24 protein-coding genes are annotated in these 24,024 nt (G+C 59.4%); 7 read left to right on the top strand and 17 right to left on the bottom strand.

Features of this window, described 5'->3' with window-relative positions; genetic code table 11:
• The first annotated feature begins 99 nt into the window (after window positions 1-99).
• The 4 genes from AB1805_00510 to AB1805_00495 all read left to right on the top strand — a co-directional run bounded on the left by AB1805_00510 (window position 100) and on the right by AB1805_00495 (window position 4,134).
• Complete coding sequence (locus AB1805_00510; protein MEW5743906.1) at window positions 100-1,578, top strand: glucose dehydrogenase; 1,479 nt, start codon at window positions 100-102, stop codon at window positions 1,576-1,578.
• A 19-nt stretch (window positions 1,579-1,597) separates the two neighbouring features.
• Window positions 1,598-1,948 carry a cytochrome c gene (locus tag AB1805_00505; protein MEW5743905.1) on the top strand — a complete coding sequence of 117 codons (351 nt, stop codon included), beginning with the start codon at window positions 1,598-1,600 and terminating at the stop codon, window positions 1,946-1,948.
• A 66-nt stretch (window positions 1,949-2,014) separates the two neighbouring features.
• Entirely contained in the window at window positions 2,015-3,265 is a 1,251-nt protein-coding gene (locus AB1805_00500; protein MEW5743904.1) for an inositol-3-phosphate synthase, read from the top strand.
• Window positions 3,262-4,134: a sugar phosphate isomerase/epimerase family protein gene (locus AB1805_00495; GenBank protein MEW5743903.1), complete on the top strand. Its 873-nt coding sequence runs from the start codon at window positions 3,262-3,264 to the stop codon at window positions 4,132-4,134. The genes AB1805_00500 and AB1805_00495 overlap by 4 nt, the downstream gene beginning before the upstream one ends.
• Before the next feature lie 36 nt (window positions 4,135-4,170).
• Here AB1805_00495 and AB1805_00490 read toward each other — a convergent pair whose 3' ends face one another.
• Both AB1805_00490 and AB1805_00485 read right to left on the bottom strand, forming a co-directional pair.
• Window positions 4,171-4,776, bottom strand: coding sequence for a DUF2301 domain-containing membrane protein (locus AB1805_00490; GenBank protein MEW5743902.1), 606 nt, complete (start codon window positions 4,774-4,776; stop codon window positions 4,171-4,173).
• Between the two features lie 174 nt (window positions 4,777-4,950).
• A complete protein-coding gene (locus tag AB1805_00485; GenBank protein ID MEW5743901.1) occupies window positions 4,951-5,238 on the bottom strand; it encodes a DUF3243 family protein in 288 nt (95 codons plus the stop codon).
• 212 nt (window positions 5,239-5,450) lie between these two features.
• Between AB1805_00485 and AB1805_00480 the strand changes: the two genes are divergently transcribed.
• Window positions 5,451-6,521 carry an endonuclease/exonuclease/phosphatase family protein gene (locus tag AB1805_00480; protein ID MEW5743900.1) on the top strand — a complete coding sequence of 357 codons (1,071 nt, stop codon included), beginning with the start codon at window positions 5,451-5,453 and terminating at the stop codon, window positions 6,519-6,521.
• A gap of 6 nt (window positions 6,522-6,527) precedes the next feature.
• On the opposite strand, the gene AB1805_00475 is transcribed toward AB1805_00480, so the two are convergent.
• The 7 genes from AB1805_00475 to AB1805_00445 all read right to left on the bottom strand — a co-directional run bounded on the left by AB1805_00475 (window position 6,528) and on the right by AB1805_00445 (window position 13,743).
• Window positions 6,528-8,081 carry a radical SAM protein gene (locus AB1805_00475; GenBank protein ID MEW5743899.1) on the bottom strand — a complete coding sequence of 518 codons (1,554 nt, stop codon included), beginning with the start codon at window positions 8,079-8,081 and terminating at the stop codon, window positions 6,528-6,530.
• Window positions 8,082-8,172: 91 nt separating this feature from the next.
• On the bottom strand, window positions 8,173-8,880 hold the full coding sequence (locus tag AB1805_00470) for a TMEM165/GDT1 family protein (GenBank protein MEW5743898.1): 708 nt from the start codon (window positions 8,878-8,880) through the stop codon (window positions 8,173-8,175).
• Window positions 8,881-9,102: 222 nt separating this feature from the next.
• Entirely contained in the window at window positions 9,103-10,989 is a 1,887-nt protein-coding gene (locus AB1805_00465) for a methyl-accepting chemotaxis protein (GenBank protein ID MEW5743897.1), read from the bottom strand.
• Between the two features lie 133 nt (window positions 10,990-11,122).
• Window positions 11,123-11,641, bottom strand: coding sequence for a surface-adhesin E family protein (locus AB1805_00460; GenBank protein ID MEW5743896.1), 519 nt, complete (start codon window positions 11,639-11,641; stop codon window positions 11,123-11,125).
• A complete protein-coding gene (locus tag AB1805_00455) occupies window positions 11,631-12,236 on the bottom strand; it encodes a FlgO family outer membrane protein (protein MEW5743895.1) in 606 nt (201 codons plus the stop codon). The genes AB1805_00460 and AB1805_00455 overlap by 11 nt, the downstream gene beginning before the upstream one ends.
• Window positions 12,237-12,311: 75 nt before the next feature.
• Entirely contained in the window at window positions 12,312-13,130 is an 819-nt protein-coding gene (locus tag AB1805_00450; protein ID MEW5743894.1) for a FlgO family outer membrane protein, read from the bottom strand.
• Between the two features lie 16 nt (window positions 13,131-13,146).
• Complete coding sequence (locus tag AB1805_00445; protein ID MEW5743893.1) at window positions 13,147-13,743, bottom strand: hypothetical protein; 597 nt, start codon at window positions 13,741-13,743, stop codon at window positions 13,147-13,149.
• 199 nt (window positions 13,744-13,942) lie between these two features.
• On the opposite strand from AB1805_00445, the gene AB1805_00440 reads away from it, so the two are divergent.
• Window positions 13,943-15,790, top strand: coding sequence for a M3 family oligoendopeptidase (locus AB1805_00440; protein MEW5743892.1), 1,848 nt, complete (start codon window positions 13,943-13,945; stop codon window positions 15,788-15,790).
• Window positions 15,791-15,799: 9 nt separating this feature from the next.
• Here AB1805_00440 and AB1805_00435 read toward each other — a convergent pair whose 3' ends face one another.
• The 7 genes from AB1805_00435 to hflX form a co-directional block, all read right to left on the bottom strand.
• On the bottom strand, window positions 15,800-16,354 hold the full coding sequence (locus AB1805_00435) for an isochorismatase family cysteine hydrolase (GenBank protein MEW5743891.1): 555 nt from the start codon (window positions 16,352-16,354) through the stop codon (window positions 15,800-15,802).
• A 138-nt stretch (window positions 16,355-16,492) separates the two neighbouring features.
• Entirely contained in the window at window positions 16,493-16,984 is a 492-nt protein-coding gene (gene coaD, locus AB1805_00430; protein ID MEW5743890.1) for a pantetheine-phosphate adenylyltransferase, read from the bottom strand.
• Between the two features lie 39 nt (window positions 16,985-17,023).
• Window positions 17,024-17,608: a 16S rRNA (guanine(966)-N(2))-methyltransferase RsmD gene (gene rsmD / locus AB1805_00425; GenBank protein MEW5743889.1), complete on the bottom strand. Its 585-nt coding sequence runs from the start codon at window positions 17,606-17,608 to the stop codon at window positions 17,024-17,026.
• Between the two features lie 18 nt (window positions 17,609-17,626).
• Window positions 17,627-18,277, bottom strand: a complete 651-nt coding sequence (gene purN / locus AB1805_00420; GenBank protein ID MEW5743888.1) for a phosphoribosylglycinamide formyltransferase — start codon at window positions 18,275-18,277, stop codon at window positions 17,627-17,629.
• A gap of 9 nt (window positions 18,278-18,286) precedes the next feature.
• Window positions 18,287-19,306: a uroporphyrinogen decarboxylase gene (hemE, locus tag AB1805_00415; protein MEW5743887.1), complete on the bottom strand. Its 1,020-nt coding sequence runs from the start codon at window positions 19,304-19,306 to the stop codon at window positions 18,287-18,289.
• Between the two features lie 25 nt (window positions 19,307-19,331).
• Window positions 19,332-20,417 (bottom strand): radical SAM protein, encoded by a 1,086-nt coding sequence (locus AB1805_00410; protein ID MEW5743886.1) that lies wholly within the window; start codon window positions 20,415-20,417, stop codon window positions 19,332-19,334.
• 8 nt (window positions 20,418-20,425) lie between these two features.
• Window positions 20,426-21,889: a GTPase HflX gene (hflX, locus tag AB1805_00405; protein MEW5743885.1), complete on the bottom strand. Its 1,464-nt coding sequence runs from the start codon at window positions 21,887-21,889 to the stop codon at window positions 20,426-20,428.
• Window positions 21,890-22,189: 300 nt separating this feature from the next.
• Here hflX and AB1805_00400 point away from each other — a divergent pair, with 300 nt between their 5' ends.
• The gene (locus tag AB1805_00400; GenBank protein MEW5743884.1) at window positions 22,190-22,450 is read left to right on the top strand and encodes a hypothetical protein; all 261 of its coding nucleotides are present in this window, start codon (window positions 22,190-22,192) and stop codon (window positions 22,448-22,450) included.
• Window positions 22,451-22,508: 58 nt separating this feature from the next.
• Here the strand turns inward: AB1805_00400 and AB1805_00395 are convergent, their stop codons facing one another.
• Entirely contained in the window at window positions 22,509-23,969 is a 1,461-nt protein-coding gene (locus tag AB1805_00395; protein ID MEW5743883.1) for a DegQ family serine endoprotease, read from the bottom strand.
• Between the last annotated feature and the right edge of the window lie 55 nt (window positions 23,970-24,024).

Genomic DNA, 24,024 nt, shown 5'->3' with positions numbered 1-24,024 from the left:
GCCCGTTTCATTAATCAGGCGATAGTTCACCGTACGGCAATCAGAGTCTGAAAGAGTCACGTTCGTCACCGGATGACTCCCGGCGCGACAGGAGGAAAAATGGCCTTCGCTACCGTCCGCCTCTTCACTGCGACCATAGTACTGCTGTTCGGCCTCACGGGATGCTATGTCATGCGATCGTCGTCCGGAGGCGGACAGACATCATTCGAGCCCCCGAGAGCCGTCAATCCCGGCGATATCGCCCTTCCCGAAGGGTACCGCATCGAGCCGGTCGCCACCGGTCTCACCTTCCCCACCGGCGTTGCCTTCGATGACGCGGGAAACGTTTATGTCGTCGAGGCAGGGTACGCATACGGTGAAGTATGGACCACGCCCCGGCTGCTCCGTATAGGCGCGGGAGGGAAAAAAGAGACCGTTGCCGAGGGCGGAAAGAACGGGCCGTGGACAGGAGTGGCGTTCCATAATGGCGCGTTCTATGTGGCCGAAGGCGGGGAGCTCGAGGGCGGCCGCATCCTGCGCATTGCTCCTGACGGGACGATGGCGCGGCTGATCGAGAACATACCGAGCCGCGGCGACCACCACACCAACGGGCCGGTAATCGGCCCCGACGGGTGGCTCTACTTCGCCGTGGGCACCGCGACCAACTCCGGGGTGGTCGGCGAAGACAACTACACGTTCGGCTGGCTCAAACGATACCCGGACTTTCATGACGTGGCATGCCGGGACATCGAGCTCGCCGGCCGCAATTTCGAGACCGAAAACTTCCTGAAACCGGGAGCGCAGGAAACGGTACTGACCGGCGCGTTCGTCCCGTTCGGGGTAAAGACCGAAAAGGGGCAGATCGTTAAAGGACGTATCCCGTGCAGCGGGGCGGTGATGCGCATACGGCCCGAGGGCGGCAGCGCCGAGCTCGTTGCCTGGGGCTTCAGGAACCCCTTCGGCCTCGCCTTCTCTCCCGACGGCAGGCTCTATCTCACTGAGAACCAGTACGATGTCCGGGGGAGCCGCCCGGTATTCGGGGCCGGGGATCTGCTCTGGGAAGTAAAGCCCGGCGTGTGGTACGGGTGGCCCGACTACCACGGCCACCATGCGCTCGGCGAGGGCGAGCGCTACAAGGTCCCGTGGGGCCACAATCCCGAACAGCTGCTCTCGAAGCACCCCGCTGCTCCGCCCGATCCGGTAGCCCTCTTCGGCGTTCACGCCTCGGCGGACGGTTTCGACTTCTCGCGGAATCCCGCCTTCGGCTACGCCGGCCAGGCCTTTGTCGCGGAGTTCGGTGATGAGGCGCCCACAACCGGCAAGGTGCTCGCCCCGGTCGGCTACTCGGTGGTGCGCGTCGATACGAAGACCGGTGTCATATACGACTTTGCCGCCAATAAAGGAAAATCGAGGGGCCCCGCCTCCTGGCTCGGTTCGGGCGGACTGGAGCGGCCTGTCGCGGCCCGCTTCAACCTCGACGGCACGGCGCTCTATATCGTCGATTTCGGTGTGATGCTGCACCATGGCGAAGGCGCGGTGCCGAAGCAGGAGACCGGAGTGCTCTGGAAAGTTACGAGAACGCCTTCAGCAATCAGATAGCTCGTTCGAGGAGGCGCACGTGCAAAAACTCCCGTTCGTACTCACAGGGTTGATCGCCGTAACGATGCTCCTTACGGCAGGATGCGGCACTGCGCGGAGGGGCGCCCTGTACAGCGGCCCCCTCGAGATCGAATCGCCCCAGGTGAGAAAGGGGCAACAGGTGTTCATGCGCCACTGCCACCAGTGCCATCCCGGCGGAACCGCGGGAGTAGGTCCTGCACTGAACAACAAGCCGCTCCCGGGTTTTCTCATAAAGTTCCAGGTGCGCCACGGTCTCGGCGCCATGCCGGCATTTTCCGAAGAACACATCAGCAGCGAGGAGCTGGATGCCCTGGTCGCCTACCTGAAGGCGCTCCGGCGCTCCGATTAAGCACAGGGGCGATCGTTGCCGCAGTCTGCGGCAGCGGCATACCACCTTACGACAAGGAGACTACTTATGGAAAAGGTCGGCGTACTCTTCATCGGGGCGCTGGGATACATAGCGACTACCGTCATGGCGGGCGCCCTTGCCCTCAAGCGGGGGGCCGGCTCGCGTGCAGGCATGGTGACCGATCTGAATCATTTTGCCGGGCTCGATCTGGTCGAGCCCGGAGAGATCGTTTTCGGCGGATGGGATATACGCGAGGGCTCTCCCCGCGCTAGCGCCGCCGCTTTCCTGAAGAACAACCAGCTGGTAGCCCGGGAGATCATCGATGCCATCGACGACGAGCTGGACAGCGTCCTGCCGAATCTCTTCCGGGGGACGGCCAGGAACTGCGGAAGGGCCATTGCCGGACTCTCCCACCCTGGAGCGGTGGACAATGAGTGCGCCGGCCTGAGAGAACAGGTAGACAAGCTCAGGAGCGATATCCAGAGGTTCAGGGAGAACAACCGGCTCGATACGGTCATCGTGATCAACCTCGCCTCGACAGAGCCGCCGCTCGTCCTCCACGACGCCCACCATGACCTCGATGAGCTCGAGTGCTCCCTCGACGAGAACCGGGCCGATCTGGTGAGGGCCAGCACGCTCTACGCATACGCCGCGGTTGCCGAGGACTGCCCCTATCTCAACTTCACTCCTTCGAACGGAGCATTGATCCCCGCGATTATACGCATGGCCGAACGGGAGGGCGTTCCGGTCATGGGGAACGACGGAAAGACGGGGGAGACGCTCGTGAAGTCCGCCCTGGCGCCGCTGTTCCTCTGCAGGAATCTCGAGATCCTGAGCTGGGAGGGCTTCAACATACTCGGTAACATGGACGGCAAGGTGCTGGACGATCCGGAGAACAAAGAATCGAAAATACGGACCAAGGACCGGCTCCTTGGAAAGATCCTCGGGTATACCCCCCATTCGAGCGTGCACATCAACTATGTTCCCTCGCTGGACGACCAGAAGACGGCATGGAACTTCATCCACTTCAAGGGATTCCTCGATGTGAAGATGAGCCTCCAGTTCATCTGGCAGGGGTACGACTCGATCCTCGCTGCGCCCCTGGTCCTCGATCTCGTGCGGCTCGCGGAGCTCGCCAGGCGGCACGGGGAGCCGGGCCTGATGCCGCAGCTCGCCTCCTTCTTCAAGGCACCTCTCGGCGCGAGCAGGCACCAGCTCTGCGATCAGTTCCAGATGCTCATCGATTACGTGAACAGGATCAAGAGGAGCAAGAAGGCATTGGCCAACCGGCACCTCGTACGGGGGGAGATCGTATGAAGCTCTCCTTCAGCACCAACGCGTTCGTGCGGTACTCCGTCTCGCAGGCGGTCGAGAAGATCGCCGATATCGGGTATGAAGGAGTGGAGCTGCTCGCCGACATCCCCCATCTCTACGTACACTCGGTAACGAACCGGGACATGGACCGCCTCAGGGAGGCGCTCGACCGTTCAGGGATAGAGGTGGCGAATATCAACGCCAATACCGCCAAAGGCTACTACGGGAGGAATTTCTGGGACCCCCTCTTCGAGCCCTCGATCGCCAACCCGAATCCCTCGCTCCGCAAATGGAGGATCGACTATACGAAGAAGTGCATCGACCTCGCCCGCGCCATAGGCTCCCCGGCGGTCAGCATCACCCCGGGACGCATGATACCGGGGACGACCCCCGAACAGTCGATGGATTTTCTCCGGGAGTCGTTGAGGGAGCTCATCGAGCATGCGGCGGAAAGGGGGGTGCGGATAGGCATGGAATACGAGCCGGGACTGCTGATCGAGTACTTCATGGAGCTCGCGGCGCTCATCAGCGAGATCAATTCGCCCTTCTTCGGGGTCAATCTCGACCTCGGCCACAGCCATATACTCCGCGAAGACCCCGAGACCGTCCTGCGGACCTTCGGGGACAAGATCTTTCACCTCCACCTCGAAGACATCCGGGCGCTCAAGCACTATCACCTGATCCCGGGAAAGGGAGACATGGATTTTGAGATGCTCTTCGAGCTCCTCGACCGGCATGCCTACACCGGCTTCGTCACGGTAGAGCTCTACACCTATCCCTACCAGGCCGATGAGGCGGCGAGGAAATCGTTCGAATACCTCACGCAGCTCCCTTACTGGACGGCACGGACGCAGAAGAATGCGTATTATTGAGAGTGTGCCCGGCAGTGCGGCTTCTGCGCGTCACTGCTACGTGTAGGCTGATTTATCGCCGATGTCGTAGTGCAGGGGCATGAACACCTTGCGGAGCGAAAAGATGACGAGGAGCGCGGCAATGAAGACGAGGCCGTACGAGGCGCTGCGCGCCGTCATCGTCCCGAGCGCGATGACGAGAAGATAGAGCGGCAGCAGCAGCGCTATGAGGTATCCCTCGGTCAGCCGAAAGCAGAATGCCTCTTTCGCGGTGATGAAGCCGAGGCAGCCAGCAAGGGGCAGGAGCAGGAGCGGCCCGTAGGCCCTGCTGATCAGCACGCCGAAAATGTCTCCTTTTCCCAGAATGAAGAGGAGGGCCAGCGCCGCTATGCTCAGGTAGTAGAGATTCTTGAGGGTCCGGTGGAATTTATTCACGTAAAGATGGATGAAGAAGACGCTGAGCCCTACAGCGCCGTACAGCGCGAGGATCAGCACGGTCGCGAGGCTGTTCGCGGAAACAAGGCCCTGCAGAAGCGGCCCCGTAACGGACATATAGGCTGCGGCGGCAATGATAAGGGTCGCCAGCGCGATACCGACACGGTAGAGGACTACCGTAACCTTATCATGCTGTGTGAGCGGCTGATAGAGCTCCCGTTCTCCCATAGGACTTTATGATACCAGAACCGCGCGATCCTTTTCAGCGAATGCTGCCGGTGTCACCAGGACAGGCGCAGGGAGCCGGTGAGCGCGGCCTGCGGGGCACGCCATACGCCGCCCCGCACCCGGCTCATTCAGATCTGCGCGCTTAAACGAGAAAAGAAAGGGGGAGAGGCCCGACTACTTCATCATCTTGAAGAGCACCGTCGCGAGCGACTTCCGCTCATCGGGAGAGCTGACATCCCACATCTCTTTGAGCAGCTCCTCTTCCCTGGTGGCAGGGCAGATCTTCTCATTGAGGAAATCGCCCACGGTCATGGCGAGATTCTGTATCTCTTCGTCGCTCAGTCCGAACTTCCGCGCCTCCTGGATACCTTCGTGAAGCGTGTTCCTGAAGGTCGACCAATCCTTCGTCACATCGAGGACATCGACGCATTTCGACTTTTCAAAAAGGGCTGACTTGTCCATAAGGCCTCCTTTGAATGGTATGGTGGAGTGAGGGTGGGCGCTCCCCTTTCCTATCTGCCCGGAAACGCTCGGGGCTGCTCCTGAGATCACCACGATAAGCAAGGGCCGGATGTCTGCGGCTGACGTGCTTTATTAATTAAATTATACTCCTATTTTTGGAACGGACAAAGTGATATATTTTTAGTAGAACCTATGCTGCCGGACAGGATACCATGGAGCCATCCGGGGTAACACTCACGGTCGCCTTCCCTTTTCTTGCCGCTCTTCTCATCGCCGCCACGCTCCTCCCCTTGATCAGGAAAGAGGCGTGGTGGATACGCATCTTCGACTTCCCGCGGGTGCAGATAGCCGTCGCCGGCGGTATGGTCATCATTCTCTGGCTCATGCTCTTCCCCGGGAGAGGTACGGCCGAGACCGCGCTGCTCCTGCTCCTCGGCATTGCGGTGCTCTACCAGTCGTACCGGATGTACCCTTATACCCCTTTCGCCGGAGCGCAGGTGGTGCAGAGCAGCAGGAGCGACCCCGAAGAAGCGCTCAGCCTCGTCGTATCGAATGTGCTGATGACGAACCGGAGGGCGGCCGACTATATCGCACTCATCCGCGCTGCAGATCCCGATCTCGTTCTGGCAGCGGAGCCCGACCGCCGCTGGGAGGAAGAGCTCCGCCCGCTCGAAGGAGATTATCCCTACACCGTCAAATACCCGCTCGACAACACCTACGGCATGCTCCTGTATTCGCGGCTCGAGCTCCGGAATCCTGCGGTGCGCTTTCTCGTCGAGCCGGACATCCCCTCGATCCACACCCTCGTGAAGCTGCCCTCGGGCGCCCTCGTCGAGCTGCACTTCCTCCACCCGAAACCGCCCCACCCGGTCAGATCGAAAGATACGGTAAAGCGGGACGCCGAGCTGCTCCTCATGGCGCGGGAAGTGCGGAAGTCCGCCAGGCCGGTCATCGTCGCCGGAGACCTGAACGATGTGGCCTGGTCCTCTACGACGACGCTCTTCCAGAGGGTGAGCAGTCTCCTCGACCCGCGCATCGGCAGGGGGTTCTATAACACCTACAACGCCAAATACCCCGTGTTCCGCTACCCGCTCGATCATGTCTTTCACTCCTCCCACTTCAGGCTCATCGGCCTGCGGCGGCTCGGCTTCTTCGGGTCCGATCACTTCCCGATCTTTATCGCCCTGAGCTACGAGCCCGAAGGCAGCCCGGAGCAGAAGGCGCCCCCTCCGACGGGAGAGAGCATCAAACAGGCGCGCAAGAAAATCGAGAAGGCGCGGTAAGAGCGTCTAGCGCCACGCGGGGTGGAAGGGGCTGAAGAACGGGGCGTGGTTCGAGGTAAAGAACGGGGGCTCTCTTCTCAATATCGCCGCAATGGAAGGATGCCGCTTGAACTCGCCGTCGAGGAACCGCCGCACCCGCCTCCGGCTCCATCCCGACGGATGGTCGAAGCCGGTATAGAGCGAGAGATCTCCCTCGTAGAATATACCGGCGCCGTAGTGCGCGGCATCGGGGTCATTGACCGGCATGTTGAAGACAGCGAGATTGAGGAAGTCGATAACAGCGTGGTGCCGCACCGTAAAGTCGAGCGTCCGCGCAGCGGCTGCTTCGGTCTCCGCCGGGGTGCCGAAGAGCAGGTAGACATAGGTAGCGATCCCCGCTTTGTGGAGCATCCGCAGGGCCTGCGAAGCCGTCTCGACTTCGATTCCCTTGCGGAGCCGATCGAGCACATCCTGGTCACCTGATTCGATGCCGAGCTTCAGCATCACACAGCCCGATGCCTTCAGCGCCATGCAAAAATCGTAATCCGCCAGCTCTCTGCCGACGCGGGCAAACCCGTACCAGGGAGCCGGCTGAGGCGAGGCCGCGAGCTTTCGGAGGAGAGACGGGCTCATCGCGCTATCGAGGAAATGGATGAGAGAGGGGCTCACCCGCCTTGCGAGCAGGGCCAGGTCGTCAATGACCTTCTCCGAGGACACCGGAGAGAAACGGCTCCCTTCCGCACGCTCGGGGCAGAAGGAGCACTTGCTCCATGAGCATCCTTCGGACCCGCTGTAAGGAAGAATGAAACCGGGGGCGCTATAGCCATTGTTCCGCAGCAGAGCGTAGTCCGGAGTATACGTCCTGCAACCCGCCGCTTCCCCCTGAACATGCACGCCGAGCAGTGAGAGCAGCCGTTCTTCTCCCGGTCCGGCGATGCAGGCGTCGACCAGCCCCCTGAAAGGATCGCTCCAGCCGGGACGCCGCATCCACGAGGTGACGAGCCCTCCGCCGATAATGATGCGCAGCTCCGGAAAGCGGTCCCGCAAGAACCCTATCATGGCGAAGGTGGTAAGGGCCTGGCTGAGGAACGTCAACGAGAGACCGACCGCTGAAGGAGCCTCGCCTTCGATCAGCTGCGTCAGCCGCGCGGAGAAATAGGGGAAAAAGGGATTTCTCCCGGGCTCTTCAGCAGACCTGAGCAGATCGCTGCTCTTCAGGGGTGAAAGCGCTGCATCCGCGTAGTCGGAGAGGCTCACGACCACCCCCTGCTCGCCTGCCGCGCGCTCGATGACGCGATTGATGTTCATGACCGCACTCTTGTAGCGGTCGAGAGCGCGATAGGTCCCGAAATCATTCAATACGGCGCGGTCCCGGGCAAGACGCCGCACCGCCCGGCGCGTCCAGGTATCCGGCGGAGAATCCCCGGCGGCACCGGATTTTTTCATCAGGAACCCGAGGCCTTCCACGTTCGCATCCACGATGGTATGCGGGACTCCGTGCTGCTGCAGGGCGCCGGAAAGCCGCGCAATACCGGCCGGCGGCTCACAGGGCTTTGTGACGGGAGGGTAGATAAGAAGCATACTCCTATACTACACGTTCACCATGCAAGACGTGAAGAGCGCGTACCACGCTCTCCATGAGAAACTTCATCAAAACGGGGGAGTATCCCCGTTACTTCGTTTCCGGGGACGAAGACGGCTTATCGCCCGGCTCACATACGGGCACATAGCTCCCCTTCCTCTCGGTGAACCGCGCAACCAGGTATATCACCGTAAGGGTAAGAGCCGCGCTGCCTGCTGTCACTGCGGGGCTCCAGAAGCTTTTCGGAAGACTTTCATAAAGCCCGGCCCAGCCGAATGCTATGAAGATGAGGGCAGCGACCCATTTGATGAGCCGCTCGGGGATATGCTTTCCCATCACCATGCCGAAAACGATGCCGATGGCATTGGAGATGAGCATCCCGATAGTGGTTCCCATCCAGACGGTAATGATAGCGTTATACTGGACCGCAAGGGCTATGGTCGCGAGCTGCGTCTTGTCGCCCATCTCGGCGATAAAAAACGCGACCGTCACCGTCCAGAACGGGCTGAAGCTGTATTTCCTGTCTTCGCCCTCGAGCGTATCGCCTCTGATGGTCCAGAGCCCGAAACCTATGAATGATACTGCCGCCGCGATCTTGATATATTCCATCGGTACGACCGTGGCAAGATAGCTCCCGAGGGCCGCTGCCATCAGGTGGTTTGCAGCGGTAGCGACGAACACACCCCACATGACGGTCTGCCACCGGAAGCGGCACGCAAACGCCATGGCAAGCAGCTGGGTCTTATCGCCCATTTCAGCCAGGACTACAAAAACAAGTGATGCTATGAATGCCGTCATTGCTTCCTCCCTCGCTCAAAATAAAAAGCGAGAGCCCCGGCACGACAATCTGCCATGCCAAAGCTCTCGCTTATTGGTCTGATCAACCAACGACAGGACCAGGCGTTACGCCAGCATGTTGACCCTGTCCTTCATAGCTACTCCGCTTTAGTACCCCATGATAACAAATCGCCAAATCCCGGGTCAATTGCAGTATTTCCCCCCGGGTCAAGGCAACGGAGATCACCGGACGTGCGCGTGATATTCTCTTTTAATGTCGTCGAGCAATCTGCCGATCTGCTCAGACAGCGTATCCATTTCCTTATAGATCTGTTCAGCCTTTTTTGCATCCCCGGCATTATGCGCTGTTATGGCCTCTCTTGCCAAGCGATGAATCCTCTCGTGAGGACCGGCAACCGTCCTGTAGCTGGTTAGATTACCGCAGAGCTGTTTCCCATCGCCATCGTACCACTTTCCAAAGCGACAGCTGCAATGGTCAGCCAACGTTGCGGGATCAAGACTGACGTCACCTTTAAGGCACGCCGCGATCTTCCCCACAAATACCCGGTGGTCGGTCTTTGCCAAATCGATTATCATAAGCTCATTGCCCTTCGTCCTAAATCCGGCGGTAGAGTTCCTCAGCTCTTCGGCTATGCCGGTCAACGTATTGACCTCGTGCGTCACCTCTCCCGACATCCTTTCCATATCCCGTGCAATAGCGGACGTCTTCTCGATGTTTCTTGCCACTTCCTCCGACGCTGCAGACTGCTCGTCGACCGCCGTCGCTATTTGGGTTATCTGATCACCGACTCTCAGTACGGCATCGACAATGTTGCGAAGAGAACTCTCTACATTCCGTATGTACTCAGTCGCCCTGGTCACCTCGCCCGATGCATCATCCATGGATGCCTTTGTCTGCTCGGACTCAGCCTGGACCGCCCTTATCTTGTCCGATATTTCCGCGGTCGCCGTAATCGTCCGTTCGGCAAGCTTTCTGACCTCGTCGGCAACGACAGCAAACCCTCTCCCTTGTTCTCCTGCACGTGCCGCTTCAATTGCCGCGTTCAGGGCCAGCAGGTTTGTCTGGTCGGCAATGTCGGTAATAACCGTGACGATATCGCCGATCTCGCCGGCGCGGCTGTTCAGCTTATCCACCATCGACGCGAGCTCCACGGTAGCGGTGTAGACCTTATTCACGGTTTCAACTGCATTGTTTGCGACGTCCTGCCCCCTCTCGGCGACATCCTTCGCCTGAGAGGATGACTCTGACGCAACCGATGCATTTTTTGCAATATCCGTTATGGTCTGGCTCATTTCTTCAGCTGCGGTAGCGATCTGGGCCGCCTGTTCTGATTGGTCTCTTGCTCCATCCGAAGTCTTTTCAGCCTGCCCCCTCAGTGCGTCCACTGTCTGCACCACATTGTTAGCCGATGCGAGTATGCTGTTTATTATGGCATTAAAGGACTGGATCATCTTATTCATACTCAGGGAGAGATCGCCGATTTCATCTCTTTTCGCATGATCCATGACAACTTTCAGATCGCCATCGGCAATCTGCTCGACTTTTTCCTTGAATCGGGACAGCGGCTTCACAACCTTCTTCTGGCTGCTGATCCAGATATACCCAAGGATTATGATATTGAGAATAAAGAGCGCTACCTGTATGGTCTTCTGTGCGCCGACCTTCCCTTTCGAAAACTTTTCCGCGGCCGATACCGCCTCATTGGTTATGGCGAAGTATTCCTCGCTCTCTTTCAGAAGCTCGCTCTGTAGCGCCTTATCCTGCCGTGCTTTTGCGATTGTCCGTTTCAGTCCCTCCCAAGATTTCTTAACCTTCTGCATGCTCTCGATAAATTCACCATCCGCACTCTTCGGGAGTTGCAGATCGGGATCGCCGTTGACAAGACCGCTGATGATCTTATCCAATTTGGCTATAAGCTCGTCGGATGGGTGGCCTCCCATCTCCAGTTTCACCAGTCTTTGGGTTCCTCCTCTCACTATGCCGGTATAGTTGACCACCCGGCCGTCATCGGTCATTTTGTTAAGCTGGAGGTATACTGATGCGATACTGATCACTGAGAAGCTAAAGAGAGCGACAAGCGCAATCGTGAGGCTGGTGCTAATTTTCATAGGTGGAGCTCCTAATTGTTAGATACTGTGCTCTAGCCCCCCATGATACTTATCGGATGTTGTCAGCTGAAGTTAACATCATGACGAGAATAGTTCCCGCAGTGCACCGAAGCCCGGAGGGCGGGTTGGTCGATCACAGGATACCTTTCACGGGAAGCGACGGCGGGCATACTGCGCGGTGGAGGCGGTCCTTGTCGGAGCCGGCGGGGATGCCGGTCCAGTCTGAAGCGTACGGCGCCTGCATGCGGGTCATGCCATCGGCAGTGTAGTCGAAGACGGTGATGGTGCGGATCATGCGGTGGACGCAATCGATATCGTGGCGGACCATGGTAAACTGGTATCCGTCAGCCATGCCGATCTGCGGTCTGCTCTTCTGGAGCTCCCTTACGACAGCGATCTTCGCTTCGTCATCCTTGGGGAGGTATTTGACCCAGACCTTTGCGTGCCGGGGGGTATGGTAGTCCACGGTAGCTGTATTGAAGTAATAGCGGTAGAGATCGCTCTCGGCATAGGACGTCCACTCCTCGCCCGAGATCCTGAGGCTCAGCTCCTTGATGTCCCTCGCGCTGCAGCCGAGCAGCGCCAGGAGGATGAGCGCGGTGAGGGTCTTTCTCACCGTCTGGGCATAGTGAACAGCGCTGCTATCGGGCATGGTAGACCGCGTCCGTTCCGCCGCAGACCAGGGGTATCTCCCTGCTCGCGATCTTTACGATCTTGCCCGTGTAGGTGTTGATGCGGCGGGCGAAGAGGAAGGCCCTGGCGCCGCTGAAGTGGTAGGTGCCGATGACGGTTTCCGCGTTCGCGTACTCGCTGTTCTTTACCTCGCGCGGATTCCTGGTGAGCGCGGTCAGGCCCTGGTCCGAAAGGTGGAAGTATTCGGAGAGCTCGGCCTGAACGATCTTATAATTGCACATCTCATTGAGACTGCTCTTCATGAGCTCACCGAAGAAGATGCCGGGACGCTTCGCCTTGTACGATTGTACGTCGACGAAATCGGTGACGAGGACCGTCGCGCCCCTGCAGGTCCTTTTTCCGGTGGCCGGATCGCCGGTGGTGGGATCGCCGGTGGTGCAGGAGTCGTCGCAGAGCTCCCGTGCGAGCTCGTTGAAGACATCCTTGATAGCGGCACTGGCGGCGATATTGCCGATTTCGTCGGAGCAGCTCGCCTTATCTACTATGCGGACACAGCCGGATACGCTCATGACGAGAAAGGTCCCTGCGAGGAGAAGGAAAAGCCTGCTGATCATTGCCGTTCCTCATACCAGAGGATGTCCTGCCTATGCTTCACGGTCTGACTCCACACCGGCGCTCTCGTTCATGGGTTACTTGGTCTTCTTCTTTTTGGCCTGCTGCTGCTCTTCCCTGATCCTGGCGCTCTCTTCTTCGATCTTCCTGGCGAGCTCCTCGTTCGCCTTGATCATGGCCTCGATCTTTTTATTGAGCTCGCTCGTGTCCCGTTTTCTGAACTCCTCATCGACGACTCTCTTTATGTCTTCGGTCCTGTCCTGGGCCTTCTTCTCTTCGGCCTGCGGGACCTCTTTCGCCTCATTCCTGATCCTTATTGCCTTGGCGCCGATATCGCTGAACGCCAGCTGTTCTATGCCGTCGAGGGGGAGCGCCATCTGCCCTGTCGAGATGACGATGCCCGAATCGATGTCCATCACCCGGGCGTTGACGATCATGTGGTCATCGACGGTGCTGTAGGTCCCGGTCACAATGCCGCGGATATTATAGGAATCCTTGATCTTCTTGATATCCCGGCTCAGGGAGAATTCACCCGACTCGTCGATGACGACCTCCTTCACCAGCCTGATGTCGATGACGTTCCACTTCCTGACCTGGAGCTCGTGCATGAGGTTCTCGGAAATCAGCCGCCCGAGCCCGGAGGTCTTCTTCACATTATCGAGGTTCACGAAGGAGGTGACGATGACGGGATTGGCATAATATTTTTTGTCCACGTTTCTTTCGAGCTGGTCCGCGAGGAATATCAGCGATGCGTTCAGGTGCCCTACCGATGACTGGGTGGTTACCACCTCGATAGGAGCAGCCTTGGGCTGGCCGGCCGTCTGCTCGCCGGACGCCATCGCCGGAAGCAGAACGAGTGAAACAGCAGAGATGACAGAAAGTGCGGTGCTTCTCATGATCGAATAGTCCTCCTCACCTTTTCTGGGTGCTCTCGGGTGCAGCGGCTGCCGCCGGCGGATCGGGCTCTTTCTCTTTCGCCTTATAGGAGACCGGGAAGGTGGCGGTATGCTCGACGGTGACTTCATAGGACCTCTGGGGAGCGGAGCTCCCGGCAGTGCCCGGATTCGACAGTGCATCCGCAGGGCCCGCTGCGCTCCTTCCCGTCCTTGGGGCACGGTAGGAGACCGGGAAGTCGCTCCGGCTGTCCATGGTGATACCATAGCTCCGGAAAGGGCGTACCACCGCAGGGTCCTTTGCGGGCTCCTTAGCCGGCGCCGGCGCTGCCGATGCAGCAGCAACCGGCGCCGCCTTTTTGTCGTCCTTCGATCCCGCTGCTTCGGCCGCCTTACCGGCAGGGGCCTCGGGCCCGGGGGCAGCCGTGATCACGGCTGCTTCACAGGGAGCCTTGCCCGGCTCTCCCTTCGCAGCGGCTGCCGTCGATACCTCAGGAGCAGGAGAGGCAGGAGCTGCAGAAGCCGGGATATTCCGGGTCGTGCCATGGATAGTCGTTCCGCACCCGGCAAGACAGGCGCTGGAGAGCAGCAGCAGCGTGCAGATGGTCTTCCTCATCGTTCCTCCTGGAATAAGTGGTTTTCTTATCGGCCGTTCCGAGGGGAAACTTTAATGAAACAATTCAGACTTCGCCGTCTCTTTCAGCCGGGCAGCCGGGCAACTGGGCAACCGGCGCGCAGCGGCCCGCCGCTTCATTTTTCTCCCGGTTCAGCTATAATTTATAAACCGATACCGATCGTTCAGGGAGCCGATTACGATGCCATCACCGACGAAGAAGCAGCAGCAGATACTATGGGACCTCACCGATCTCTTTTCAAACGATAGCGACCCCCGCATTGACGAGAAACGCCGAGAGGTCGAGCGCCGGAGCCATGCCTTCATCGATAAATGGAAAGACCGCACGGACTATCTGAAAGACCCTGCCGTGCTCAAAGAGGCGCTGGATGACTACGAAGCGTGGTCCCGCGCCTGCGGTACCGACGGCGACGAGGGGTACTACTTCTGGCTCAGGACGCAGCAGGATATGAACAGCCCCGAACTGAAGGCCAAGTACAACAAGATCGAAGACTTCAGCCATACGATACTCAACGATATCCAGTTCTTCACCCTGCGGGTCAGCAAGGTCCCCGAGCGGGACCAGAAGAAATTTCTCGACTATCCCGGCTTGGGCGCTTACCGCCACTTTCTCGCCCGTCTCTTTGCGGAAGCGAAGTATCTGCTGAGCGAGGCGGAGGAAAAGGTGCTGAGGCTCAAGGCCCCCACCTCCTACTCCAACTGGGTGAGGATGACCGCGGGGTTCCTGGCGAAGGAGGAGCGGGTGCTGCCCCTGGAGGACGGCTCAAAAAGGCCGCAGAATTTTTCGGAGATACTGAGCCTCTCGAGCAGCAAAGACCGGCGGGTACGCACAGCGGCGGCAAGGGCGCTGAACGGCATCGTTGCCGCCTACGCCGACGTTGCCGAGGCCGAGATCAATTCCGTGCTCGCCAGCAAGAAGACGGATGACGAGCTGCGGGGTATTCCCCGCCCCGACCTCTCCCGCCATATCAGCGATGACATCGAGAGCGAGGTGGTCGATACGCTGATCGAGTCGGTGGCGGGCAGGTTCGATATCGCGACGCGGTACTACGGGTTGAAGGCGCGCCTCAGGGGAGTCAAACAGCTGAAGTACCACGAGCGGAATGTCGAGTACGGCGCCATTACGAAAAAGTATCCGTTTAAAGAGTCCCTGCAGCTCGTCGGCAGGGTCTTCAGAGCGCTCGACAGCGAGTTCTACGAAATTCTCGACAGCTTCGTAACCAAAGGCCGCTTCGACGCCTACCCCCGAAAGGGGAAAGGGAGCGGCGCCTTCTGTGCACACCACCTCATCACCCAGCCGACGTATATCCTCCTGAACCACACCGACAAGCTGGACGATGTGCTGACGCTCGCCCATGAGCTCGGGCACGGTATCAACAACGAGCTCATCAAGAAAAGGCAGAATGCGCTCAATTTCGGGACCCCGACCTCGACTGCCGAGGTCGCGAGCACCTTCATGGAAGACTTCGTGCTCCAGGAGATCCTCAGGAAGGCCGGCGATGAGCTGCGTCTCGCGATCATGATGAAAAAGCTGAACGACGATGTCTCGACCATCTTCCGCCAGGCAGCCTGCTACCGTTTCGAAGGGGAGCTCCACCGGGAGTTCAGGAAGAAGGGATATCTCGCAAAGGAGGAGATCGGGGCGCTGTTCCGGAAGCATATGGCTGCATACATGGGTCCCCATGTCGAGCAGTCTCCGGGCTCGGAGAACTGGTGGGTCTACTGGAACCATATCCGCTACTTCTTCTACGTCTATTCCTATGCGGGCGGGCTGCTGATCTCGAAGGCGCTCCAGCACGCCGTCAAGGAGGACCCGGCGTTCATCGGCAAGGTGAAGGAGTTCCTGTCGTCAGGGCTCTCCGATTCTCCGAGGAACATCTTCGGGCGGCTCGGCATCGATATCGCGGACCGGCAGTTCTGGACCAACGGGCTCGATGAGATCGGAACGCTGCTCGATGAGACGGCAGAGCTCGCCCTGCGCATCGGGAAGATCAAGAAGAAGGATCTCGAGAGCTTGCGCGCTCGTTAGCCCGGCCCGTTACGGCCGAGCGGCTTCGGCAGGCTCAGCCGCAATAACCGAGACCCCCAATACAGTTCGCATAATCCTCAGGGCAGCCTCGTGGTCCTCCCTGGCGAGTCCTGCCACCGCATCGGCAGGCACCGCCACCCGGTAGTCCCGCAGCACTGCATCGGAAGCAGTGAACAGGATACAGATGTGGGTGACACAGCCCGTGAGTCTCAGGGCATCGACGCCGAGCCCCTGGAGCGTCTCTTCCAGTTTTGTCCGGTAGAATCCCGAGTAGGTCGTCTTTTCGATTATGAAATCACCCTCCCGCGGGCTCACCTCCTCGATGACACGGGCTCCCCCGGTCCCTTTGACAGCATGCGGCGGCCATCCGAACTTCGAAAACTCCCGGTCGTCGGGCGCATGGGTATCGCAGACATACATGACCGGACTGCCCTCTCTTCTCGCCGCTGCGATCTCTCTCTGAACCGCAGGGATGATGCGGCGCGTCTCGGGCACTTCGAGAGGAGCGCCTTCACGGACAAAATCATTGAGCATGTCGATGACCAAGAGTGCTTCCTTTCCCATAAACGCCTCCCTGCAAGCAGATATGTCACCTTTTTAAATTCTATCAGAAAACGGAGGGAGCTTCAGGGGCAGCGTGCCGCTATAGGCAACTCAGCACGGAGTGTTCAGAATATCTCTCGAAGGAAGGCAACGAGCCGATTACGTGCCGATTCCGAGCTTCCTTCTCATCGCCTCCTCGGCGATGTCGGGAACGAGCCCCTTGACCGAGCCGCCGAGCGAGACAACCTCTTTCACGATCGTCGAAGTGAGATAGGAGAACTCTTCCGACGGCATCATGAAGACCGTCTCGATCTTCATCGCCATGCGCCTGTTCATCAAGGCCATCTGCATCTCGTACTCGAAGTCCGATATCGCACGCAATCCCCTGATGATGGCGACGCCGCCTTTTTCGCGGACATAATCGACGAGAAGGCCTCCGAAAGGCTCTACTTTCAGATTGTTATAGCCGCGGGCGAGCACCGATTCCCGTATCAGCGCCAGCCGCTCTTCGAGAGAGAACAGCGGCTGCTTCTTAGGGTTGGGAGCAACGGCGATGACGAGCTCGTCGAAGATACGCAAGCCCCTCTCGACGAGGTCGAGATGCCCGTTGGTCACGGGATCGAACGTACCGGGATAAATTGCCAGCTTCATAGGCGCTCCTTTCGGTTGTGCACTCTCCCCTCCATGACCTTACGCGGTCTCACCGCCGCCCTCTTCCTTATCATAAACGCTCAGCGAGGTGTCTCCGTATTTATACCGCTTTCTCAGCTCCAGGGAGCCGAAACACGAAGGCATGGCCCTCCGGGTGGCATGCTCCGCGACAACGACGCCGCCCGGACTCACCACATCCCTCCGGTCGATAAGCGGGAGAATAGTCTCGAGCTCGCCGGAAGCATAGGGAGGATCGATGAATACGACATCGAAAACCATATCGGTCCTCTTCACGAAGAGGTCGGCCCGCTCCTTTACCACTACCGCCCGATCGCCGAAGCCGAACCGCTCGACCAGCTCCCTGATGATCTTGACCCGTGCCGCGCTCTCTTCGACAAAGACCGCCTGGCGGGCGCCCCTGCTCAGGGCTTCGATACCGATCGCCCCGGTCCCTGCATAAAGGTCGAGGAAGGCGGCATCGGGAGTTCTGCTTCCGAGGATATTGAAGATCGCCTCCCGCACCTTTGCCGAGGTGGGCCGCAGCTCCTCCGCTTCGCCTTTCCTGAGAAAGGCCCGCTTGAACCCTATCTTTCTGCCCTTTGCGCTCCCGCCGGAGATTCGCACGAATCGCTCCTGTTCGGTTTAAGAAGAAAGCGGCGGATTGATGATATACTCGTCTCTGAGCTCGTAGCCGGCGATCTTCACGATCCTGCCCTCGACACGCAGCCGCCCCTCCGCATAAAGCCGGATGGCTTCGGGAAATATCCGGTGCTCGAGCTTCAGGATGCGGGCGGCGAGGGCCTCTTCGGTATCGTCCGGCGCTGCCGGTACGGCTGCCTGTATGATGATCGGGCCCGTATCCATACCCTCGTCGACGAAGTGCACGGTGCAGCCGCTGATCCTGACCCCGTACTCTGCAGCCTGCTTCTGTCCGTGGAGGCCGGGGAACGAGGGGAGGAGCGCGGGGTGTATGTTCATGATGCGGTTGCGAAAGGCCTCGATCAGCGGCTTACGGACAATGCGCATGAACCCTGCCAGGATGACCAGCTCGACCTGACGCTTCTTCAGCTCTTCCGCGACATGCGCGAAAAAGGCATCCTTCGAAGGGAACTCTTTCGGATCGATGAAGAGATGCTCGATGCCGTGCTTCCTCGCCCGCTCGACCGCATAGGCATCACGGCTATCGACTGCCAGGAGCTTGATCGAGGCGGGGAGCCTTCCCGCTTCGATCTCATCGATGATCGATTGAAAATTCGATCCCCTGCCTGAGGCGAGCACCCCGAGGTTGACCATGCCGGCCCCCTAGCGTGCGCTCAGCTCGTGGACCATACGGACCATGGCGACGGCGTTATCCACCGGTGTTTCCGGAAGGATGCCGTGGCCCAGGTTGAAGACATGCCCTTTCGCTCCCCGGGCGCCTTCGAGGATCTTCGCGACCCGGTCCTTGATGAGCTCCTTGGTCCCGAAGAGGGTCACGGGGTCGAGGTTGCCCTGGACCGCCACATCGGTTCCCAGATCGCCGAGGGCGTCCTGCATCGTGATGCGCCAGTCGAGGCCGAGCACATCAGCGCCCGATCTCTTCACGCTCTTCAGCATGGCGCTTCCGTTGAAGGCAAAATAGATGACCGGCAGTTTGCCTTTAAAGGTTGCGATGATCTTCTGAACATAGGGCAGAGCAAACTGCTCGAAGTCATAAGGAGAGAGGATACCCGCCCAGGAGTCGAAGACCTGAATCGCGTGGACCCCCGCATCGACCTGCGCCTGCAGGTAGTTGATAACCGTATCGGTGATCTTGTCCATCAGCTTCCCGTAGAGCTCGGGGGCCTGGTACATCATCTTCTTCGTATTGACGAAGTTCTTGGAGCTGCCGCCCTCGACCATATAGGTGGCAAGGGTGAAAGGGGCTCCGGAAAAACCGATCAGCGGCACCTTCAGCGCGTTGACGAGTATCTTTACCGCTTCCATCACAAAGGGGACATCCTCCTGCGCCTTGATCGTCCGCAGCTTCGACACCCCCACGTCATTCCGTATGGGATCATACAGGATCGGGCCTTTGGACTCTGAGAATTCGAGCTTCATACCCATCGGCTCGATGGGTATGAGGATATCGGAGAAGAGGATCGCCACATCGGCGTTCAGTATCTCTATGGGCTGGATCGTTACTTCGGCCGCGAGCTCCGGTGTCTTGCAGAGGGTGAGGAAGTCGACCTTTGCCCGCACCTTCTGGTATTCGGGGAGGTACCTCCCGGCCTGTCGCATGAGCCATACAGGAGTGTAGGATGTTTTTTCGCCACGGCACGCCTTGAGAAAGGTATCGTTCATTCAGCCTCCAGAGAGTAAAAGGAATCTATGATGCAGCCTGGGATTGTTCTTTTCTCTTGACCTTAAAGGGAACGAAACTGCAGAAAGGCTCTTCGGCCAGGTAATCGCCGTACACCGAATAGGCGCGGGCCCTGCATCCGCCGCAGACAGTGATGTATTCGCAGGAACCGCAGCGGCCCTTGTATTTCTTGAAGTCGCGCATATCCTTGAAGAGCTCGGAATTCTCCCAGATATCTTTGAAGGACTGCTGCCTGATGTTGCCCGCGGACTTCGGGAAATAGCTGCAGGGCAGGACATTGCCGTCCACGTCGATGAGGCAGATGAGCTGTCCGGCAAGACAGCCCTTGGCGCCGCCGGTCGAGAACTTCAGGGTCCGGCGCTCGAACTTCTCGCCCTCCTCTTTCGCCTTCTGGAGCACCACCCGGTAATAGTGGGGCGCACAGGTGGGGCGCACCAGCAGGTCGTGCTCGTCTTTCTCCATCCGGTAGTGCCAGTCGAGGATCTCTTCGTAATCCTCCTTCGAGATCAGCTCGCTCATGATGTCCTCGCCCCTGCCGGTGGGGACGATCATGAACATGTACCACGCCGTCGCCCCGAGCTCCTTCGCGAGCGTATAGACCCGGGGGATCTCTTCCTGGTTCCGCCTGGTGAAAGAGGAGTTTATGATGAACTCTATGCCGTGCTTCTTGAAGAGCTTCGCCGCATTGACCGTGCCGTCGAAGGCGCCCTTCTCGTTCCTGAAATCGTCGTGCACCGCGGCCGTGGAGCCGTCGAGGCTCATCGAGACGATCCTGATGCCCGCCGCCTTTATCTTCTCGCACACCTCGTCGGTCACCAGCGTGCCGTTCGTGGCGAGGCACATCCTGAGGCCTTTGTCGGTGCCGTACCGGGCGATATCGAAGACATCCTTCCTGAGGAGCGGCTCGCCGCCCGACAGGACCATCACGGGCTTGGCATAGCTCGCGATATCGTCGAGGAGCCTGAAGGCCTCTTCGGTCGGGAAGTCGGGATGCCCCTCGACCTCCATGGTCGAAGAGGAGCGGCAGTGAACGCAGCGGAGGTTGCAGCGCCGGGTTATTTCCCAGGCTATCCACTTCGGCGAAAATTCCATAGGACGTATTATACCTTTAACGGCTCTGAAAAGTCCTCAACTTTCTGGGATTCCCAGAGGCGGTATTCGATGGCATTGAGGAGCGGACCGAGCGTATCGGGATTGACGGCGGAGACGGCAACGGCATCGCGGCCGTAGCGGGAGAGCACGAACCCGACCTGTTCGCGAGGGATCTTGTCGGTCTTGTTGAAGACCATGAGCCGCGGCTTGCTCAGGAGATTGAGCTCTTTCAGGATAGCTTCTACCGAGGCGATATGCTGCTCGAAGCGCTCGTTCGAGATGTCGACGACATGGAGCAGGAGATCGGCATCTTCCAGCTCCTCGAGCGTCGCCTTGAACGCGGCGAGGAGGTCTTTGGGGAGGTCGCGAATGAAGCCCACGGTATCGGTAATGATGATCTCCCGCTCTTTCGGGAACCGCAGGCGCCTGCTCGCGGTGTCGAGCGTAGCGAACATCTTGTCCTCGACGATCGTCGTGCTGCGCGTCAGGGTGTTGAGCAGGGTGGACTTGCCGGCGTTGGTATAGCCGACGATCGAGACGATCGGGATACTGCTCCCCGCCCTCCGCCGCTTCCGCTGCCGCCGCGCCTCTTCTATGGTCTTCATCTCCTGCTCGAGCCGGGTAATGCGGTCGCGGATACGCCGGCGGTCGATCTCGAGCTTCATCTCTCCCGGTCCCCTTCCGCCGATGCCGCCCATGAGGCGGGACATGGCGGTCCCCTTGCCGGTGAGGCGGGGCAGCGCGTACTTCAGCTGCGCCAGCTCCACCTGCACCTTGCCTTCGCGGCTGTGGGCCCGGCGGGCGAAGAGGTCGAGGATGAGCTGCGAACGGTCGATGACCTTGAGCTCCGTCGCCTCGGCGATCGCCCTCATCTGGGAGGGGTTCAGGTCCTGGTCGAAGATGAGCAGGGTCGCCCCCTTGTCCATGGCATGCACGATGATCTCCTGCAGCTTCCCCTCGCCGAGGAGGTACTTCGGATTCACTTCCTTCAACCGCTGGATGACCGTATCGAGGACGAGGACGTCGCTCGATTTGGCGAGCTCCCGCAGCTCGTCCATGGAATCTTCCATATCGTACTTCGTCCGGGTGGAGGCGCTGATGAGGATAGCCCGCTCCCGCTGGTCCCTGCGGTCGAAGACCCGCGACCGGTCCATCTCGTCTTCGAGGGAACGGACAAAATCGCCGAAATCGAGTTCGAACCGGTAGAAGTCGGCGGTGATGAGCTCGTACTTCCGTTCCGAGCCGTAGGGCATGAGATAGGCGGCATAGAGCGTGTGGGGCAGCCCCTCCCGTATACTGATTGCGGCGATCATATCGAACCGCAGCAGCGAGAGGTCGGTGATGTCCTCGTTGTTGAGCGGCTCGTCTTTCAGATGGGTATGAATGAACCGGAGCCCCCGCAGCGCCTTCCGTCCGAGGGGGAAATCATCGAGATTGGGAATGAAGACGCGGTGGGCATCGCCGACGATCACATGGGTGATCGTTCCGTTCCGGGCCGCGAGAACGCCTAGCTGCCTACCGAGCTCTGAAGAAAGCTGGGCGAGATAGCGGCCGAGCTCGTGGGTGACGAGGGTATCTGCGGGAACCTTCCTGCGGTAAATCCTCTCGAGGGCATGGAGAAAGTGCTTCTTGAGGCCTGCTATGTCTCCGTATAGAGCGGCGATTGTTCGAAACCTCCTGCCTTATTCTAGCAGACCGGCGGCGCCTTGACAATAGCCCCCTCGTGCGATAGGGTACGGTTATACAATACATGGACAGGAGAGGAGGCGGCGATGGGATACACGCAGGTGGCGCTCGAAAACAAGATTCTCGAGATGTACCCGGAGATCGAGAAGCACGGCATCTCTATGGGGCTCGGCTTTGACGAGGGCAAGAACGCATGGATCATCACGTTCAAAAAGGGGCCTGATACGCTGACGACCCATCTCGAAAAAAAGGATGCCGACGACTGCATGAACAATATCAAGTGCGTCTATCTCGGCGTACAGGTGGAGCAGTTCATCAGGAATTTCGAGGGGCGGAAGACGGCGTAGCAGCCTCAAAAAACAAGGGAGAGAGGCCTGCCTCCCTCCCTCTTCTGTACGGCAGCCGCTACTTCGTGACCGTCACGTAGAGATATCTGCCCTTACGGTTGACGAGCAGGAGTATATTCTCGCCGGCGCCCGCCTTCGAGACGATCTGCCGGTACTCCTTCACGCTCGCTACGGGAGTGCGGTTCACCTCGACGATGACATCGCCCGGGGCAAGGACGCCCCGCGCCGGGCTCCCGGGATCGACCTTGGCTACGACCACTCCCTTGATGCCCTTCGCAATATCGAGGCGCTCTCTCACCGCAGGAGTGAGCTCCTGCACCTCTACTCCCCGCAGCGCCTGCTCTTCGGCCTTGGGGCGTTCGGGCCCCTTCTTCGCGGTCGCAGCCGGGAGCTCACCGATCGTCGCCGTAATCGTCTCGGTCTTTCCCTCTCTCCGGACCGTCAGCGGCACGGTCGTTCCCGGCGCCGTATTCGCCACCATATTCTTGAGCGCCGTTCCGTTCTCCACGGCCTTGCCGCCGTACGACACGATGAGATCTCCCCGCCTGAAGCCCGCCCGCTCGGCAGGGCTGTTCTCGAGCACCTCGGTCACCAGCGCGCCCTTCTCCTCTTTGATACCGAAGGACTGGGCGAGCTCGGGGGTCAGGTCCTGTATCGAGACGCCGAGCCAGCCGCGGATGACCCTCCCGTGCTTGAGGATGCTCTGCGCCACCCTGTTGGCCATTTCGGACGAAATGGCGAAGCCGATGCCGATATTGCCGCCAAGGGTCGAGAATATGGCGGTATTGATCCCGACGAGCTCGCCGTTGTAGTTGACGAGCGCGCCTCCGGAATTCCCGGGGTTTATGGCCGCGTCCGTCTGGATGTAGTCCTCATAGTCGGATATGCCGATATCCGCTCTTCCGACCGCGCTCACGATACCCATGGTGATGGTCTGGTTCAGGCCGAAGGGATTGCCGATCGCGATGACCACATCGCCCGCCCTGAGGTCGCGCGACCTGCCGACCTTTATGGCCGGGAGGTCTTTCGCGTCGATCTTGATCACCGCGATCTCGGACGGCGGATCGGTGCCGATCACCTTGCCCTTGAACTCCTTCTTGTTGCCGAGGGTGACGATGATCTCGTCCGCGTTCTCGACCACATGATTGTTCGTGAGGATGTAGCCGTCGCTCGATATGATGACGCCCGAGCCGAGCGCCGCGGATTTGAACTTCTTCTGCTGGCCAGGCTGGCCGAACTCGTCACCGAAAAATTTCTTGAAGAGGGGGTTGTCGAAGAACTCGCCGAAGGGGTGCTGCTCCATACTGACCGTCGTGGTGGTGGATATATTCACCACCGACGGTTTTGCCACCTCCGCGGCCTCGGAGATCGAATTCCCCAGGGTGCGGAGAAACTCTTTTGCAGCCGGGGAGACCGCGCCCTCCGCAGCAGAGACGCTGTCGACCCGAACAGGAGCGGCGGCGATCAGGAGTCCTGCCGCCATCACAACAAAAGCCCTCAACCAATAGCATGCTCTCATGCGTCCCTCCTTGCACTCATAAGTTCCCGCCGCCTGTCGCGTCGCTATGCAGCGG

It is taken from the genome of Nitrospirota bacterium (assembly GCA_040752355.1).
Taxonomy (GTDB): domain Bacteria; phylum Nitrospirota; class Thermodesulfovibrionia; order Thermodesulfovibrionales; family Dissulfurispiraceae; genus JBFMCP01.
This window is presented reverse-complemented; position numbering and strand designations above follow the sequence as displayed.

What these genes read in the sequence shown, in the direction of transcription:
- AB1805_00510 (MEW5743906.1), top strand. Translation starts at nt 100, where the DNA reads ATGGCCTTCGCTACCGTCCGCCTCTTCACTGCGACCATAGTACTGCTG.
- AB1805_00500 (MEW5743904.1), top strand. Translation starts at nt 2,015, where the DNA reads ATGGAAAAGGTCGGCGTACTCTTCATCGGGGCGCTGGGATACATAGCG.
- AB1805_00495 (MEW5743903.1), top strand. Translation starts at nt 3,262, where the DNA reads ATGAAGCTCTCCTTCAGCACCAACGCGTTCGTGCGGTACTCCGTCTCG.
- AB1805_00490 (MEW5743902.1), bottom strand. Translation starts at nt 4,776, where the DNA reads ATGGGAGAACGGGAGCTCTATCAGCCGCTCACACAGCATGATAAGGTT.
- AB1805_00485 (MEW5743901.1), bottom strand. Translation starts at nt 5,238, where the DNA reads ATGGACAAGTCAGCCCTTTTTGAAAAGTCGAAATGCGTCGATGTCCTC.
- AB1805_00480 (MEW5743900.1), top strand. Translation starts at nt 5,451, where the DNA reads ATGGAGCCATCCGGGGTAACACTCACGGTCGCCTTCCCTTTTCTTGCC.
- AB1805_00475 (MEW5743899.1), bottom strand. Translation starts at nt 8,081, where the DNA reads ATGCTTCTTATCTACCCTCCCGTCACAAAGCCCTGTGAGCCGCCGGCC.
- AB1805_00470 (MEW5743898.1), bottom strand. Translation starts at nt 8,880, where the DNA reads ATGACGGCATTCATAGCATCACTTGTTTTTGTAGTCCTGGCTGAAATG.
- AB1805_00465 (MEW5743897.1), bottom strand. Translation starts at nt 10,989, where the DNA reads ATGAAAATTAGCACCAGCCTCACGATTGCGCTTGTCGCTCTCTTTAGC.
- AB1805_00460 (MEW5743896.1), bottom strand. Translation starts at nt 11,641, where the DNA reads ATGCCCGATAGCAGCGCTGTTCACTATGCCCAGACGGTGAGAAAGACC.
- AB1805_00455 (MEW5743895.1), bottom strand. Translation starts at nt 12,236, where the DNA reads ATGATCAGCAGGCTTTTCCTTCTCCTCGCAGGGACCTTTCTCGTCATG.
- AB1805_00450 (MEW5743894.1), bottom strand. Translation starts at nt 13,130, where the DNA reads ATGAGAAGCACCGCACTTTCTGTCATCTCTGCTGTTTCACTCGTTCTG.
- AB1805_00445 (MEW5743893.1), bottom strand. Translation starts at nt 13,743, where the DNA reads ATGAGGAAGACCATCTGCACGCTGCTGCTGCTCTCCAGCGCCTGTCTT.
- AB1805_00440 (MEW5743892.1), top strand. Translation starts at nt 13,943, where the DNA reads ATGCCATCACCGACGAAGAAGCAGCAGCAGATACTATGGGACCTCACC.
- AB1805_00435 (MEW5743891.1), bottom strand. Translation starts at nt 16,354, where the DNA reads ATGGGAAAGGAAGCACTCTTGGTCATCGACATGCTCAATGATTTTGTC.
- coaD (MEW5743890.1), bottom strand. Translation starts at nt 16,984, where the DNA reads ATGAAGCTGGCAATTTATCCCGGTACGTTCGATCCCGTGACCAACGGG.
- purN (MEW5743888.1), bottom strand. Translation starts at nt 18,277, where the DNA reads ATGGTCAACCTCGGGGTGCTCGCCTCAGGCAGGGGATCGAATTTTCAA.
- hemE (MEW5743887.1), bottom strand. Translation starts at nt 19,306, where the DNA reads ATGAACGATACCTTTCTCAAGGCGTGCCGTGGCGAAAAAACATCCTAC.
- AB1805_00410 (MEW5743886.1), bottom strand. Translation starts at nt 20,417, where the DNA reads ATGGAATTTTCGCCGAAGTGGATAGCCTGGGAAATAACCCGGCGCTGC.
- AB1805_00400 (MEW5743884.1), top strand. Translation starts at nt 22,190, where the DNA reads ATGGGATACACGCAGGTGGCGCTCGAAAACAAGATTCTCGAGATGTAC.
- AB1805_00395 (MEW5743883.1), bottom strand. Translation starts at nt 23,969, where the DNA reads ATGAGAGCATGCTATTGGTTGAGGGCTTTTGTTGTGATGGCGGCAGGA.